The 14,795-nt window shown below is 65.7% G+C and carries 17 protein-coding genes; 5 read left to right on the top strand and 12 right to left on the bottom strand.

Translation table 11 applies throughout. The features are described 5' to 3' along the window. Positions 1 to 3: 3 nt before the first annotated feature. Positions 4 to 1,536 (bottom strand): XrtA system polysaccharide chain length determinant, encoded by a 1,533-nt coding sequence (locus tag L2Y97_RS09940; RefSeq protein WP_247436171.1) that lies wholly within the window; start codon positions 1,534 to 1,536, stop codon positions 4 to 6. A gap of 10 nt (positions 1,537 to 1,546) precedes the next feature. Then, a complete protein-coding gene (locus L2Y97_RS09935; RefSeq protein WP_247436168.1) occupies positions 1,547 to 2,170 on the bottom strand; it encodes an XrtA/PEP-CTERM system exopolysaccharide export protein in 624 nt (207 codons plus the stop codon). A 136-nt stretch (positions 2,171 to 2,306) separates the two neighbouring features. On the opposite strand from L2Y97_RS09935, the gene L2Y97_RS09930 reads away from it, so the two are divergent. Continuing rightward, positions 2,307 to 3,047, top strand: coding sequence for a YdcF family protein (locus L2Y97_RS09930; RefSeq protein ID WP_247436165.1), 741 nt, complete (start codon positions 2,307 to 2,309; stop codon positions 3,045 to 3,047). Here the strand turns inward: L2Y97_RS09930 and L2Y97_RS09925 are convergent. Both L2Y97_RS09925 and L2Y97_RS09920 read right to left on the bottom strand, forming a co-directional pair. Then, the gene (locus L2Y97_RS09925) at positions 3,044 to 3,343 is read right to left on the bottom strand and encodes an antitoxin Xre/MbcA/ParS toxin-binding domain-containing protein (protein WP_247436163.1); all 300 of its coding nucleotides are present in this window, start codon (positions 3,341 to 3,343) and stop codon (positions 3,044 to 3,046) included. The genes L2Y97_RS09930 and L2Y97_RS09925 overlap by 4 nt on opposite strands. A gap of 92 nt (positions 3,344 to 3,435) precedes the next feature. Further along, entirely contained in the window at positions 3,436 to 3,750 is a 315-nt protein-coding gene (locus L2Y97_RS09920; RefSeq protein WP_247436160.1) for a hypothetical protein, read from the bottom strand. Between the two features lie 127 nt (positions 3,751 to 3,877). Here L2Y97_RS09920 and L2Y97_RS09915 point away from each other — a divergent pair, with 127 nt between their 5' ends. After that, positions 3,878 to 5,410: a cation:proton antiporter gene (locus tag L2Y97_RS09915; protein WP_247436158.1), complete on the top strand. Its 1,533-nt coding sequence runs from the start codon at positions 3,878 to 3,880 to the stop codon at positions 5,408 to 5,410. A gap of 7 nt (positions 5,411 to 5,417) precedes the next feature. Here L2Y97_RS09915 and L2Y97_RS09910 read toward each other — a convergent pair whose 3' ends face one another. Further along, positions 5,418 to 5,627 (bottom strand): hypothetical protein, encoded by a 210-nt coding sequence (locus tag L2Y97_RS09910; RefSeq protein ID WP_247436155.1) that lies wholly within the window; start codon positions 5,625 to 5,627, stop codon positions 5,418 to 5,420. 265 nt (positions 5,628 to 5,892) lie between these two features. Here L2Y97_RS09910 and L2Y97_RS09905 point away from each other — a divergent pair, with 265 nt between their 5' ends. Beyond that, on the top strand, positions 5,893 to 6,255 hold the full coding sequence (locus tag L2Y97_RS09905) for a peptidase C13 (RefSeq protein WP_247436152.1): 363 nt from the start codon (positions 5,893 to 5,895) through the stop codon (positions 6,253 to 6,255). Between the two features lie 128 nt (positions 6,256 to 6,383). On the opposite strand, the gene L2Y97_RS09900 is transcribed toward L2Y97_RS09905, so the two are convergent. The 4 genes from L2Y97_RS09900 to ispG all read right to left on the bottom strand — a co-directional run bounded on the left by L2Y97_RS09900 (position 6,384) and on the right by ispG (position 9,776). After that, the gene (locus tag L2Y97_RS09900; RefSeq protein ID WP_247429573.1) at positions 6,384 to 7,205 is read right to left on the bottom strand and encodes an IS3 family transposase; all 822 of its coding nucleotides are present in this window, start codon (positions 7,203 to 7,205) and stop codon (positions 6,384 to 6,386) included. Further along, positions 7,202 to 7,528, bottom strand: a complete 327-nt coding sequence (locus tag L2Y97_RS09895; RefSeq protein ID WP_247429570.1) for a transposase — start codon at positions 7,526 to 7,528, stop codon at positions 7,202 to 7,204. Before L2Y97_RS09895 ends, L2Y97_RS09900 begins: the two co-directional genes overlap by 4 nt. Positions 7,529 to 7,614: 86 nt before the next feature. Next, positions 7,615 to 8,445 carry an aldo/keto reductase gene (locus L2Y97_RS09890; protein ID WP_247436150.1) on the bottom strand — a complete coding sequence of 277 codons (831 nt, stop codon included), beginning with the start codon at positions 8,443 to 8,445 and terminating at the stop codon, positions 7,615 to 7,617. 74 nt (positions 8,446 to 8,519) lie between these two features. After that, positions 8,520 to 9,776: a flavodoxin-dependent (E)-4-hydroxy-3-methylbut-2-enyl-diphosphate synthase gene (gene ispG / locus L2Y97_RS09885; protein WP_247436147.1), complete on the bottom strand. Its 1,257-nt coding sequence runs from the start codon at positions 9,774 to 9,776 to the stop codon at positions 8,520 to 8,522. Positions 9,777 to 9,876: 100 nt separating this feature from the next. Between ispG and L2Y97_RS09880 the strand changes: the two genes are divergently transcribed. Then, positions 9,877 to 11,340, top strand: coding sequence for a phospholipase D-like domain-containing protein (locus tag L2Y97_RS09880; RefSeq protein ID WP_247436144.1), 1,464 nt, complete (start codon positions 9,877 to 9,879; stop codon positions 11,338 to 11,340). A 12-nt stretch (positions 11,341 to 11,352) separates the two neighbouring features. Here L2Y97_RS09880 and L2Y97_RS09875 read toward each other — a convergent pair whose 3' ends face one another. From L2Y97_RS09875 to L2Y97_RS09865, 3 genes are read right to left on the bottom strand one after another with little or no spacing between them, the layout of a single operon-like run. Further along, entirely contained in the window at positions 11,353 to 11,646 is a 294-nt protein-coding gene (locus tag L2Y97_RS09875; RefSeq protein ID WP_247436142.1) for a DUF6587 family protein, read from the bottom strand. Beyond that, positions 11,643 to 13,487 (bottom strand): ferrous iron transport protein B, encoded by a 1,845-nt coding sequence (feoB, locus tag L2Y97_RS09870; protein WP_247436139.1) that lies wholly within the window; start codon positions 13,485 to 13,487, stop codon positions 11,643 to 11,645. Before feoB ends, L2Y97_RS09875 begins: the two co-directional genes overlap by 4 nt. After that, positions 13,484 to 13,729 (bottom strand): FeoA family protein, encoded by a 246-nt coding sequence (locus L2Y97_RS09865; RefSeq protein ID WP_247436137.1) that lies wholly within the window; start codon positions 13,727 to 13,729, stop codon positions 13,484 to 13,486. The genes feoB and L2Y97_RS09865 overlap by 4 nt, the downstream gene beginning before the upstream one ends. A 190-nt stretch (positions 13,730 to 13,919) precedes the next feature. Between L2Y97_RS09865 and L2Y97_RS09860 the strand changes: the two genes are divergently transcribed. After that, entirely contained in the window at positions 13,920 to 14,705 is a 786-nt protein-coding gene (locus tag L2Y97_RS09860) for an enoyl-CoA hydratase-related protein (RefSeq protein WP_247436134.1), read from the top strand. Positions 14,706 to 14,795: the final 90 nt, after the last annotated feature.

Here is a 14,795-nt window from a genome sequence, read left to right as displayed (position 1 = left end):
CCTTTAGCCCTTCAGGCGGAGCCAGATGACGAGCAGGTACACCATGGCGACACCGAGCACGATCATGCCCAGCATCATGTTCTGCACGTGGCTGCGGCGGCGATCGCGCGGCGTGGGATAGAACGGCACCGTCGCGAGTACCGGGAAGCCCGTGGCGCGCTCCAGCTGGGCCACCGAACGCACGCGCGGATCGAATCGCGCCACCATGAACAGCAGGCCCAGCGGCACCGCCAGCGCCAGTGCCAGGCCAGCCAGGCCGAAGTGCATGAAGCGCAGGCCCGAGGGCACCAGCGGCATCACCGCCGGGTTCTGTACGAGGAAGGTGAGGCCGCGCTGCTCCGCATCCAGGTTCATGGAGACACGCGCATTTTCGCGGCGCTTCAGCAGGTCCTGGTACACATCACGGTTCACGTTGTAATCGCGGGTAAGTTCAGCCACCACGTTTTCCGAGTTGGCGATGCGCTTACTGCGCTCCAGCTCGGCCTGCAGCATGGATTCGCTCGCGCCCACGCGGGCATTGCTGGCCGCCGCATCGGCACGGGTCTGGGCCAGCTGGATGCGCATCTGCTGGTACACGGGGTTCATCGCCACGGTGTGGTCGACCGGGGTACCACTCCCCACGGCCCGGGTAGCGTCGGCGGTGGTCATCTGCCGGCGCACATCTTCGATCTGGTGACGCAGGCGGATCACGTCCGGGTAATCGTCGGTGTAGTTCAGCAACAGCTTGTCGAGCTGGCCTTGCAGGTCGGCCAGCTGGGTCTGGTACACGCCACCCACCGTCTGCACGGCATTCACTTCGGATTCGCCGTTGAGCTGCGAGGAGAGTGCGGAGGCTTGCGAAACCTTCTGCATGTAATCCATGCGGTTGGCTTCGATCTGCGAACGCAGCTGGCTGATCCGCGAGTTCGTATCGGTTTCGCTGCCCGGGCGAGCATCCGCGTTGGCATCGCGGTACGCCTTCAGCTTGTCCTCGGCATCGGTCAGCTTGGTGCGGTACGCCTCCACCTGGCTGTTGATGAACTCGTAGGCCTCACGGCTTTCGCGCTGCTTGGAGGCCAGGCTTTCGCTGATAAACAGCTGGCCGAACGCGCGGGTCACCTCAAAGGCGCGGCGCGGGTCGGAATCGAAGTAGCTGATCGTGATCAGGTTGTCGCGGCTGTTGGCGATCTTGGTCCGCGCCTTGATCCCTTCGATGATCTTGTCGCGCTCGATCGGCGTGGGGTTGGATGCGGCCCAGCCGCCGGTCTTCAGTACGCGATCGAGCACATCCTGGCTGAAGATCACATCGCGGGCGATGCCGGCACGGTTCTTGTTGGCCGTGGCCGCTGCGGCACCTTCCATCAGCGGCGTGATGATGCTGGATTCCTGCGCGAGGATGGTGACCGAGGCTTCGTACTTCTTCGGCCACAACGTGCCGACCACCAGCGCGACCAGGGCAATGGCGGCAAACACCATGCCCATGGTCAGGCGGCGCCTGCGTGCCTCACCCAGCAAGGCGGGCAGCATGCCCGCGAAAGGAACGAGTTCCCCACTCATCGAATTACCCTCAGAATGCGCGCTGCGGCACCGTGATCACGTCGCCCGGCTGCACCGGGTAGTTGTTGGCCAGGTCGCCCTGCTGCAGGATCTTCTGCAGTTGCACGGCGTAGGCCTGGGTCTTCCCCTCACCGGTGTGGCGGTACAGTTCGGTACGATCCGGCGCCGCGAACTCGGTGGTGCCACCCGCCGCCAGCACCGCATCGAGCACGGTCATGCCCTGGCGGTACGGAATGGAGATGGGGCTGCGCACCGCGCCGGTAACCCGGACGCGAGAGAGGTATTCGTGGCTGCGCAGTGCTGTGAGGATCACGGCGACCTGCGGGTCGCGGATGTACTGGGCCAGCTTCTGCTGGATCTCCGCGCCTACCTGGTCGGTGGTGCGCCCTCCGGCGGAGACATCACCGACCAGCGGCACGGTGATCTTGCCGTCCGGCCGCACCGGCACGCTGACACTCAAGTCCGGGTTGTGCCATACGGTGATCTGCAACTGATCGTCCACGCCGATCAGATAGGCCTCCACCACCGGGCTGGCCGCATCCGCCTTGGGCGGCGGTAGCGTGCTGCCACCTGTGGCACAGGCCGCCAACTGCATGGCAGCGATGATGATGGCGACGCGATTCCAACGCTTCATGATGTCCACCCGCCCCTGTGTGTTCTCGGCGGCTATCGTCATTTCAACGGTGCGCGGCGTCCATTCAACAGCCCGCCTATGCCGTTTGACCGACGGTGCGAATTCGCGATTTGGGGGATCATGATCTTCCCGCGACATGCTCCGGACGCAACGGGTGGCTGTGGTCGATTACCTGGTCTCGCGCGCGCTGCACCCTGCGGTGCAAGCCTTGCTGCTTGGCCTGCTGGCGGCGGCATTCGTGCTCGTGCGCAAGCCACGCACGGCCCTGGTGCTCGGCCTCGTCGCCGTCGCCTGGGTGTGGGTGGCCTCATCCCCTGCGGTGGCATTGCGCCTTCGCCAGGGACTGGTGCCCGCCACTGCCGCCCCCGCGGCCGATACGCCACGCGCCGACGCCATCGTCGTGCTGGGCGGCGGTGCGATACCCATGGGTTCCTGGATCGAGACCGGCTCGCGCGCCGGCATCGGGCTCAGCCTGTGGCAGGAAGGCTATGCCCCTGTCGTACTCGTCTCCGGCAGCGACCAGGCGCGTACCCTGGCCGCCGGCTACGTGCAGTCGGGCGTGCCCATGGCTGACCTGCGCGTGGAGGCCACCAGCCGGAATACCCACGAGAATGCGCGCAATGCCGCCGCCATGCTTCGCAGCGGCGGGCTGACGACGATTGTGCTGGTCACCTCGCCAATCCACATGCGACGGGCCACTGCATCGTTCCGCCATGAGGGCCTCCAGGTGGCCCCGGCGCCGGCCGATGATGACGACCATGAAATACTGGCCGCGGCCTCTGGCTGGCTGCCACGCCGGGAGGCGCTGACGATGACCGCCCGTTGCCTGCGAGAGTACGTCGCCCTATGGATCTATACCCGCCGCGGGTGGATCTAGACAGCGGCCACGGTGCCGAACTGCTTATAGACCACCTGGTCCCACACGGCCTCGACATCCCCATCGGCCAGCATGTCGCAGGCGCTGCGCCCGGCGAACGCACGTTGCGGCATCACCAGCCAGCGGGCGGCGCGCTGGCGATCGCCAATGCAGCACAGCACCAGCTGGGCCAGCGGCGGGTGGCTGCTCTCCAGGGCGTCCAGGGTCTGTTCGATCGCCGCCTCACGGGCATCGTGCAGGCGGGTGAGTTCGCTCGCCAGGGCGGCGAACGTGGGCGAAGGCATGGGCCGTGGCATGGCGGGTGGCTCCCGTAGCGGCGTTGGAGAAAACCTATTCCCCCAAGCCCCTGCCGCGCTTGTAGCGGCTTGATGTGCCTTCCCGGCGGTTGCTACGGATCGCCGGTCTCGATCTGCAGGGTGGTCTTGCTGTCGCGGCGCACCAGCCCGGGGCCGAACTGGACCACTTTGTTGTCCTTCAGCACAACGGTGTAGTCCTTATGGGAGAAGGAGAAGCGGCCCGGCCGGCGCTCGAGCCAGCTCATGACCTCGAAGCCGATGATGCTGCGGTCGGAATCGGGCGGGCCCAGCCGGTCGAGCACGTCTTCCCGGGCGGTGCCAACCTCAAGCTTCGACACCTTGGCCGCCATGCCCTGGCAACCGGCAAGCCCGACCGCGATAGCGGCCACGGCAATCAGACGTTTCATCGGCACCCCGGTGTCGAAAGGCATGTGCCGGATGGTAACCCACCGTCGCAAAACGATGCGAGCCGGGTAGCGTCCGGGGCCACGCTGCGCTATTCATGCGGGCAGGCCTGACAAGGGGGAGGACGCCATGGCGCTGTTTGAAAGCATGATCCTGCTGTCGTTGCTGGCGGTCGTGCTGCTACGCCTGTCGCGGCATTTTGCGCTGCCCTACCCGACCATCCTGGCCGCCGCCGGCACGGCCGTGGCCGCCCTGCCATGGGCACCGCACATCGCCATGGACCCCAAACTGGCGCTGGTCCTGTTCATCGCCCCGGTGTTGCTCGATGCCGGTTTCGACATGCCGCCACGAACGTTGCGCCGGTTCTGGCTGCCCACCGTGTCGCTTGCCGTGGTGGCGGTCATCTTCACCACCGCGGCCGTGGCCTGGCTGGGCGTGGCCTGGGCGGGCATGCCGCTGGCCGCCGCCGTGGCCATGGGCGCCATCGTGGCCCCACCGGATGCGGGGGCCGCAACGGCCATGCTTTCCCGCCTGAACCTGCCACGGCGGACCGTGCAGGTGCTTACAGCGGAAAGCCTGCTCAACGATGCCTCGGCCCTTTTGATCTTCGGCGTGGCCGTACGCACCGCACTGGCACCGGATGGCCTGGCCCACACGTTACCCATGTTGCTGCTGGCCGTACCCGGCGGCCTGCTGCTCGGCTGGCTACTCGGCCGGGTCTTCATTTACTTCTCGCGCGAACTGCGCGGCACCCTGAGCGCCACCCTGCTGCAGTTCGCCGGCGTGTTCGGCATCTGGCTGATCGCCGAGTACCTGCATGTCTCGGCCATCCTGTGCGTGGTGTCGTTCGCCATGACCATCGCCCACGTATTGCCCGGCGAGACGCCACCGCGCGATCGCGTGCATGCGTATTCCGTGTGGGCAGCCGTCGTATTTATCTCCAACGTCATCGCGTTCCTGCTGGTGGGCTTGCAGGCACGCACGATCGTGGCACGCATGGCGGGGCCCGCGCTTGAGCACGCGCTGTGGTTCGCCGCTGCGGCACTGGGCGTGTGCATCGTGGTGCGCTTCGCCTGGGTGATGATTTACAACGTGACCCTGCGCCGGTTCCGCAAGAGCCAGCCCAACCCGACACCGCAGCAAGGCCTGGTGGTAGCGTGGTGCGGCATGCGCGGACTGGTCACACTCGCGACGGCCCTGGGTCTGCCTGATGCGTTCCCGCAGCGCGACCTGATCGTGCTCACCGCGTTTGGCGTCACCGTCGGCACGCTGGTGTTTCAGGGCACCACGCTAGCGTGGCTGGTCCGCTTCCTGAAGTTCGGCACGGATACCAGCCTGCGTGACGACGCATCGAAAGTGCGCCTGGAACTGATCGATGTCGCCGAGGCGACGCTGGTCGGTGAATCCGACGAAGCCGCACGCCGTGTCCGCGAATATTACGAAGACTCCCGCCACGAAGCCGAAGCCGGCCGCAGCCCCGTGGCCGGCACGCGCATGTCCGAACTCAAGCGCAAGGGCCTGCAGGCCAAACGCAAACGGCTGCTCGAGCTACGCCACCAGGGTGCGATCGAGGATGACGTGTTTCATCTGCTTGAGAACGAACTGGATTGGTCCGAGCTCGCGGTGACCTCGCCCGACGAACGCGAAATCGTCGAAGGCTAGCGCTGGCCTATTTGACCGTCGATGGAACCGCCGGCTTCTGCCCGACCGGTTTGCCACGCGGATCCAGCGTGTGTCCCTGCGCATCCGTGTCGTGCTTCGCCGCGTGGCGCACCTGGGGTGATACGCCGGTAGCTGGCGGCGCGTTATTGAGACCGCGCTCCGTGGCGCCCGCATCCGAGGCGGGCTGCAGTGGTGCCGAGGCGGGGTTGGTTTGCATGGGTGCGGAGGCCGGATTGGACCCGACATGCGAAGTAGCCGGATTCGTCTGCACGGGGGGTGCGGGTGTGGACGCTGGCCGCGCGGGTGCGCCCGCCTGGCCATACGCGATGGATGATGTCCCCAGGAGGATGAATGCAAGGAAGGAGCGCATGGTTACTCCACGTGGCGCGCCCGCAGGCGCTCTTGCCTGTGACCCTAGGCTGCCCCGTGTGAACACGGTGCCTGCCTGCTAGGCTGAAGCCTTCCCATTCCGGAGACACGCGATGTTGCTTGCCCTCATGTTCGCCCTTGCCGGCGCCGATGGTTTTGATGCGCGCGTGCAGGCCGCGAAGGCGCTGGAGGCCAAGCCCGAGGGCAAGGCCTGGCAGGCGAAGCTGTGGGATAGCGTGGGCAACCCGGCCACCGATGCATTGAAAGGCTGTATTGCGAGCAACAAACCCGCGGACAAGCGTGCGTTCACGCTGGTCGCCGTCGTCGATGCCAAGGGGCAATCCAGTGAGGTGCTCGTGCAGCCGGCGACGCCGGTGGCCACGTGTTTCGCCGGGCAGTTCTCGGCGTGGCGCCTGCCGGTGCCACCCAAAGCGCCCGCACCGTACCCCATGGAAATCGACATCTCCATGGAATAACCGCCGCGCCCTGTAGGAGCCCACCCTGTGGGCGACGCTGTTCGCGTAAGAGCAACAGGTCCTGTTGCAGCATCGCGAAAAGATGTCGCCCACTGGGTTGTAATGGCCGGCCTATTCTGGACCACCCACTAGGAGCGGATAGCCGCCCGCCGTTCGAATTCGGCGGGCGGAAGATAGTCGAGCGTGGAGTGTAGCCGCTCGTGGTTGTAGTACCGGGCCACGAAGTCGATCACGTCGGCCCGAACCTCATCCCTGGATAGGACGTCCTCCTCAAGCCACTCATGCTTGAGGGACCGGAATATCCGTTCCACGACGGCGTTGTCCCAGCAATTGCCCTTCCTGCTCATGCTTTGGATCGTGCCGCGTGCGGCCAGGTGCGAGACGAACGCATCGGACGTGTACTGACAGCCCTGATCGGTATGAAAAATCAGGCCAGGCGCGGGCTCGCGCGATGCGAAAGCCAAATGACTCGCTTCCAGCGCCAGTCGCGTGTCGGCCACGGTGCTGGTCGCCCAGCCGATGATTCGGCGGGAAAAGAGGTCAACGACAATCGCGAGGTACAGCCACCCCTGCCTGGTGGGGATGAACGTGATGTCCCCGGCCCAGACGACATTGGCGTGGGCAGGATCAAACTGCTGAGCCAGGACGTTGCCAGCCGGTGCGGGTTTGGTGTTGCGGGCATAGTGCTTGAAGCGCCTTTTTCGCCGAGGCAGATCCAGGCGACGCATGAGCGTTGCCGCCTTTTCCCGTCCCAGATCAAAGCCCTTCTCACGCAGGTGCTTGGACATCATTCGTGCGCCCAGGTGGCCGCGGCTCGCGCGATGAATCCTGCGCGCGGCCTTGGCCAGCGCGTGACTCACGGGTGCCGGAGGCCTGGGCTTGGCGTAAAAACTGCTGCGCGGCCAGCCCAGAATCGCCAGCGTGCGTCGAATCGACAGCGTCCCTCTCACCTTCTTGATGACCTGCGCGGCTTCAAGATTTTTGCGAGGTGAGAGGGCAACTGTTTTTTTAGGACATCGCGCTCCTCGGCAAGGACCTCGCGCGCTCTTTCTGAAGCCGCCAGTTGCTCCCTGAGCTCTTCGATGAGGAGCGCCTGGGCGGCTGTCGTGGCCGGGATCGCGGCCTGCTGCTGTCGCCACTCCTCCACCCAGCGCCTTAACGCTGTGGGACCCACACCGGTTATTTGCGCGGCCTGAGGCGCGCTATAGCCCGCCTCAACCACCAGTCGAATAGCCTCAGCCTTGATGGCCGGCGAAATTATCTTGAAACCCATGGATCACCTCGCAGGAAATTTTGCTCCTACTGGGTGGTCCAGAAAAGGCCGGCCATCACAGGTGGGCTCCTACACGGAGCTCGGCGTTAGTTGAACTTATCGGGATCCGGGCCCATGCGGTTGCCTGCATCGAGCTTCGCGATGGCGCCCATATCCTCGGCGCTGAGTTCGAAATCGAACACGTCGATATTCGAACGGATGCGCTCGGGCGTGACCGATTTCGGGATCACCATGTGGCCCAGCTGCACATGCCAGCGGAGTACGACCTGAGCGGGCGATTTGCCGTGCTTCTTGCCCAGCTGCACGAGAACGTCATTCTTCAGCAGGTCACCACCCTGCCCCAACGGGCTCCAGGCTTCGGTGATCACCTTGTGCTTGCGGTTGGCGGCGACGACATCGTTCTGCGCGAAATCCGGATGCACCTCGACCTGGTTCACCACCGGCGCAACGCCGGTTTCCTTGATGATGCGATCCAGATGATCCGGCTGGAAATTGCTGACGCCGATGGAACGGATGCGGCCTTCCTCGCGAAGGCGGATGAACGCCTTCCACGTATCCACGTAGCGGTCGTGCCTGGGCGTGGGCCAGTGGATCAGGTACATGTCGAGGTAATCGGTGCCGAGCTTCTTTACGCTGGCATCGAACGCGCGCAGGGTCGTATCGAAGCCCTGCTCCGAGTTCCACAGCTTGGTGGTGAGGAAAATATCGCTGCGCGCCACGCCGGAGCGCTCGATGCCGTCACCGACACCCTTCTCGTTCTTGTAGATCGCGGCGGTATCGATCGAGCGGTACCCGGCTTTGAGGGCCTCCTGCACGGCGCGGGACGTCTCATCATCGGGGATCTGGAAGACACCGAAGCCGATCTGTGGTGCCTTGTGGCCGTCGTTCAGGCCAAGCAGGGGGACGCTGTTCGCCATATGCCTTGTTCTCCTGAGGGAGGGGGAAACCACCTGCCATGGTGGCAGGTGGCCCCGCATGCAAGGCGTGATGGCTAGTCGTGGCGCGCCGCGTAGTGCGTTTCGACGTAGTTATCCAGGATGGCAACGAACTCGTCGGCGATGTTGTCTCCACGCAGCGTCATGGCCTTCTCGCCATCGATGAACACCGGCGCTGCCGGCGCCTCGCCGTTGCCCGGCAACGAGATGCCGATGTTGGCGTGGCGGGATTCGCCCGGGCCGTTCACGATGCAGCCCATCACGGCCAGCGTGAGATTTTCGACGCCGTCGTACTTCACCCGCCATTCCGGCATGCGCTCGCGGACATGGCCCTGTACGGTCTTGGCGAGTTCCTGGAAGAACTCGCTGGTGGTGCGGCCGCAGCCCGGGCAGGCCGTGACCAGCGGCGTGAAGGCGCGCAAGCCCATCGTCTGCAGCAGTTCCTGCGCCACGATGACTTCGGCAGTGCGCGACTGGCCCGGTTCCGGTGTGAGCGAAATACGGATCGTGTCGCCAATGCCTTCCTGCAGCAGCACCGAAAGCGCGGCAGCCGAGGCGGTGATGCCCTTCGAGCCCATGCCGGCCTCGGTCAGGCCCAGGTGCAACGCGTAATCGCCACGACGGGCCAGGTCGCGATAGACCGCGATCAATTCCTGTACGCCGGAGACCTTGCAGGACAGGATGATGCGATCACGGGCCAGGCCAAGATCCTCGGCACGCGCAGCGGAATCGAGCGCGGAGCGGATCAGTGCTTCGCGCGCGACATGACCGGCATCCCACGGGTTCGCGCGGCGGCCGTTCTCGTCCATCAGCGCGGCGACCATGGACTGGTCGAGCGACCCCCAGTTGGCGCCGATGCGCACGGGCTTGTTGTAGCGAATCGCCATCTCGATGATCGAGGCGAACTGGCTGTCCTTTTTCTTGCCGAAGCCGACGTTGCCCGGGTTGATCCGGTACTTGGCCAGCGCCTCGGCACAGGCAGGCTCGCCCTCGAGCAGCTGGTGGCCGTTGTAGTGGAAATCGCCGATCAGCGGGACCGAGACACCCATCATTTCCAGGCGCTCGCGGATACGCGGCACGGCGGCGGCGGCTGCCGGGGTGTTCACCGTGATACGGACCATCTCCGAGCCGGCGCGGGCCAGTTCGGCCACCTGCTTCGCCGTCGATACCGGATCCTCGGTATCGGTGTTGGTCATGGACTGCACGACGATGGGCGCACCGCCGCCGACCTGGACGCGGTCGATATGGACCCCGGTGCTGGGACGGCGGGCTTCGGCTTCCGCGGGGCGCGGGCGGGTCTGTTCTTCGGTCATAGCGGGGCATTTTAGCGCAACCCCGTGACAGGCATGCGCCTACCCCCGCACCCCTTCACGGTCACACGGATTCGATGGGGCCAGAAGCTACACTCCGCCCATGAACGTACACCGCCCCCACGCCTTTTCTACCCGCCAGTTTGCCGAGCAGGCCCTGAGCCGCAGTGCTGGCGCACCGCTGATCGGCGGCAATGCCGTCGATCTGCTGATCGATGCCCAGGCCCACTACGACGCCTGGCTCAAGGCCATCGCCGGCGCAAAGCGCCATGTGTTCCTCGAAAACTACATCATCCGAAATGACCGGATCGGCCAGGCGTTCCTCGATGCGCTCGTGGAACGGGCGCAGGCGGGTGTGTTCGTCGCGGTCATCGCGGACTGGGCGGGATGCCTGGGCCAGTCACGTTCCAGCTTCTGGAACCCGCTACGCGCAGCCGGCGGCTCGGTGCGGATCTACAACCCGCCGCGGCTGGGCAGCTCGTTTGGCTGGATCAGTCGCGACCACCGCAAGGTACTGGTGGTGGATGGCGAGATCGGCTTCCTGTCCGGCGTGTGCATCAGCGAAAAGTGGCTGGGTGATCCGGGGCGGGATGTACCGCCGTGGCGCGATACCGGGGTGATGTTGCGCGGACCGGCGGTCGCCGAGATTGAACAGGCCTTTGCCGATAGCTGGCGCGACGCCGGCCCGGCCGGCCTGCCGGACGATCCACGCGTGGCCCGCCATGAAGGTGCCGCGGAAGCCGGCGACGTGAACCTGCGTGTCATCGCGACGCAGCCAAGTACGGCCGGCATGTATCGCCTGGACCAGATGGTCGCGGCCATGGCGACCAAGACGCTTTGGCTTACCGATGCCTACTTCGTCGGTGTCGCGCCTTACGTGCAGGCACTCTCGGCAGCCGCGCGCGATGGCGTGGATGTGCGCCTGCTGGTGCCCGGCACCAGCGATATCCCGATGGTGGCCGGGATGTCGCGCTCGGGCTACCGGCCGCTCCTGAAAGCCGGCATCCGTGTGTTCGAGTGGAACGGCTCCATGCTGCATGCGAAGACGGCCGTGGCCGACGGCCGCTGGGCCCGCGTGGGTTCGTCGAACCTCAACATCGCCAGCTGGCTGAGCAACCGCGAAATCGATGTGGCGATCGAGGATGCGGGCTTTGCCCAGAAGCTGGCAGCGCAGTACGAGGCAGATCTGGAGAACGCCACCGAGATCCTCCTGCGTGGCAGCCGCCGTCGCTCCGGTAACGAGCGCATGCGTAGCCGCTCGCCTCGGCCACCACGGCCCAGGCATGGCGGCGGCAGTTCCAGCCGCGCGGCGGCCGGTGCGCTGCGCATCGCGAATACAGTAGGTGCGGCCATCACGCACCACCGCGTGCTGGGTGATACGGAGTCCGGGCCGGTGCTCGCCGGCGCCCTGGCCGCGATCGTGGTGACGGCCGTGCTGATTTTCTGGCCCGCGGTGATCGCGTGGCCGCTCGCACTGATCGGCGCATGGTTCGCCGTGAACCTCAGCGTGAACTGGTTCACCTTGCGCCGGCAGCGCAGGCAACACCCTGAGGAACCGGCGCCCTAGCGGGCGCCATGGCTACTGCCGCGACTTGAACGTCAACGGCTGGGCGTCATTCTTCGCCGTCGGCGCAGGCCCGCAGCTGTTACACGAACCACATCCATCGCCACAGCTGCCCGACGCACTGGCCGGCTGCAGTTTCTTGCCCAACGTGCGCAGCACGCCCGGCCGGCCATCGTGATTCAGGCTCGCAGAAACACCAGCCATCACCCGCGTGGAGGTCTTCGGCAGCAGCTTGCGGAACGCCACGTACAGGCTGGCCAGGACGACCACGCCGATGATCACGCCCTGGATCAGTTGGAACGTACTCACGAGAGTGCCCTCGCGATCTGGTAAGTCGCCAGCGACGCAAGATACGCCAGGCCGAACAGGTAGCCTGCGGCAATGGCCACGTTGCGCCAGGAATTGGTTTCGCGGCGGATCACCGCCAGCGTGGACATGCACTGCGGCGCAAACACGTACCAGGCCAGCAGCGACAGCGCCGTGGCCAGCGACCACGAGTGCGCGATCACCGGCCCAAGCTGGCTCGCCACCGCATCATCGGTACCCGACATGGCGTACACCGTGCCCAGGGCCGCGACGGCGACCTCGCGCGCGGCGAGACCCGGGACCAGCGCGATGCAGATCTGCCAGTTGAAGCCGATCGGCGCGAAAATGTACTGCAGCCCACGTCCGAGCATGCCGGCCAGGCTGTAATCGATGGCCGGGCCCGTCGCACCTTCCGGTGCACCAGGGAAGCTGGACAGGAACCACAGCAGCACGGTGAGCGCGGTGATGATGCCGCCCACGCGCTTCAGGAAGATAAGCGCACGCTCCCACAGGCCCAGCGCCACGTCGCGCACGTTGGGCAGGCGGTACGAGGGCAGCTCCATGATCAGCGCGTGCTCGCTGCGATCCTTGCGGAAGCGCTTCATGACGAAGGCCACGCCCAGGGCGCTAAAGATGCCCGCGAAATACAGCACGAACAGCACGATGCCCTGCAGGTTGAAGATGCCCACGGCGCGATCCGGAATGAACGCGGCAATGAGCAACGTGTACACCGGCAGGCGCGCCGAGCACGTCATAAGCGGCGCCACCAGGATGGTGGTCAGGCGATCGCGCGGATCATTGATGCTGCGCGTGGCCATGATGCCGGGAATGGCGCAGGCGAAGCTCGACAGCAGCGGAATAAAGGCGCGCCCGGTCAGGCCTACCTTGAACATCATGCGATCGAGCAGGAACGCCGCACGCGGCAGGTAACCGGATTCCTCGAGGATCAGGATGAACAGGAACAGGATCAGGATCTGCGGCAGGAACACCAGTACCGCGCCGAGGCCAGCAAACACGCCGTCGTTGAGCAGGCTGTGCAGCGCGCTATCGGCAGGCAGGAAACTCGTGGTCCACACACCCAGCGCCGTGATGCCATCCGTGATCGCATCCATCACCGGCTGTGCCCAGGAGAACACCGCCTGGAAGATCATGAACATCAGCACGGCGAGGATCGCCAGGCCGAACACCGGGTGCAGCGCCCAGCGATCGATGGCGTCGTCGATAGCCACGGTGTTGCGCGAGGTGCTGACGGTCTCGGCAAGGATGGCGCGCACTTCGGCGTGCAGCTCATCCACGTTGGCCTGATCGATGGCCGACGGCACGATATCCGGCACGACCTTGTCGATGCGTTCGATCAGCGACCGCGCGCCGCCACGCTGCACAGCGATGGTTTCCACCACCGGCACGCCGAGCCGACGGGACAGCTTGTCGACGTCGATCACCAGCCCGCGTTTGCGAGCCGCATCCATCATGTTCAGCGCAAGCACGGCCGGGCGGCCCAGGCGGCGCACTTCCAGCACGAAGCGAAGGTGCAGGCGCAGGTTGGTGGCATCGGCCACGCAAACGATCAGGTCCGGCGCGGCTTCACCCGGGTAACGCCCCAGGCATACATCGCGGGTGATCGCTTCATCGGGGCTCGTCGCATCAAAGCTGTACGCGCCCGGCAGGTCCAGGATCTGCAGGGTACGGCCCGAAGGCGCCGTGAACCGGCCCTCCTTGCGCTCCACCGTTACGCCGGCGTAGTTGGCCACCTTCTGGCGGCCGCCGGTCAGCTGGTTGAACAGCGCTGTTTTGCCGCAGTTCGGGTTGCCCACCAGGGCAATGCGCATCGTCGAGGCACTCATGCCGCACCATCCACCGTGACTTCCACGCGCGCCGCTTCCGTCTTGCGCAACGCAAAACGCGTCGAGCCGATCTGGATGAGCAATGGATCACCGCCGAGCGGGCCCCGGGCGACCAGTCGGACCGGTTCACCCGCGACAAAGCCCAGATCGCGCAGGCGCTGCGCAATGGGGTCGGCTGGGTGAGCATCGGTAACGGACTGGACCACGGCTTGGGCACCTTTCGGCGCGTCGGACAGGCGCACGGGATTTCTCAAATAAGAACTGTTCGCATTATAGACATTATTCAAGCCTGGCGTCTCCGTTTGGCCTGATCGCGCGCAAGCGCGCTCCTACAGGTTTGGGCCTCGTGTAGGGTCAAGGCTGACTGAGATCGGGGCCCACGCCTACAGACCGGGCGTTTATGATTCGCATTACGCCTTTCGGAGATCCTTCATGCCGGCTGTTGAACTGACCCGCCGCGGTACCGTCGCCCACCTGCTGATGAACCGCCCGGAGGTGCATAACGCCTTCGATGACGCCCTGATCGCCGACCTTACCGCCGCGATCGACGAGGTGGATGCCGATCCCGCCGTGCGCGCCGTGGTGCTCACGGGCGCCGGCGCAAGTTTTTCCGCTGGCGCCGACCTGAACTGGATGCGCGGCATGGCTTCGGCCTCGGAAGAGGACAACCGCGCCGATTCCCTGCGCCTCGCCCGGCTCATGCGCCGCCTGCAGTTCCTCTCCAAGCCCACCGTGGCCCGCGTGAATGGCGCCGCGTTTGGCGGCGGCGTGGGCCTGGTGGCCTGCTGCGATATCGCCATTGCGGCCGAGGGCGCCAAGTTCGCCCTTTCGGAAGTGAAGCTGGGCCTCGTTCCCGCCGTGATTTCCCCCTACGTCATCGCCGCCATCGGCCTGCGCCAGGCGCGCCGCCTTTTCATCACGGGCGAGGTGTTCGGCGCCGCCGCGGCGACCGCCATGGGCCTGGTGCATGAAACCGTGCCAATGGAAGAGCTCGAGCCAGCCGTCGAACGCGTGCTAGGCCTGCTCACCAAGGGCGGCCCGGTCGCCCAGCGCGAGGCCAAGCGCCTGGCGCTCGCCATGGGCGACATGACCGAACAGGCGATGGAAAAGGTCGATGAAGAAAACGCCGCCCTCATCGCCCGCCTGCGTGTTTCACCCGAGGGCCAGGATGGCCTCTCGGCCTTCCTCGACAAGGGACTGCCCACATGGCTCAAGTAGCGATAAGCACGCACACCCCACGCACACCCCGCAGGAGCCCACCCTGTGGGCGACGCTCTTCGCGAGGCGCCGCAGGCGTGTTGCGAGGCC

The organism is Luteibacter aegosomatissinici, from assembly GCF_023078495.1.
Taxonomy (GTDB): Bacteria; Pseudomonadota; Gammaproteobacteria; order Xanthomonadales; family Rhodanobacteraceae; genus Luteibacter; species Luteibacter aegosomatissinici.
Note: the sequence above shows the minus strand (reverse complement) of the source record. Positions and strands in the feature narration are given on the sequence as shown.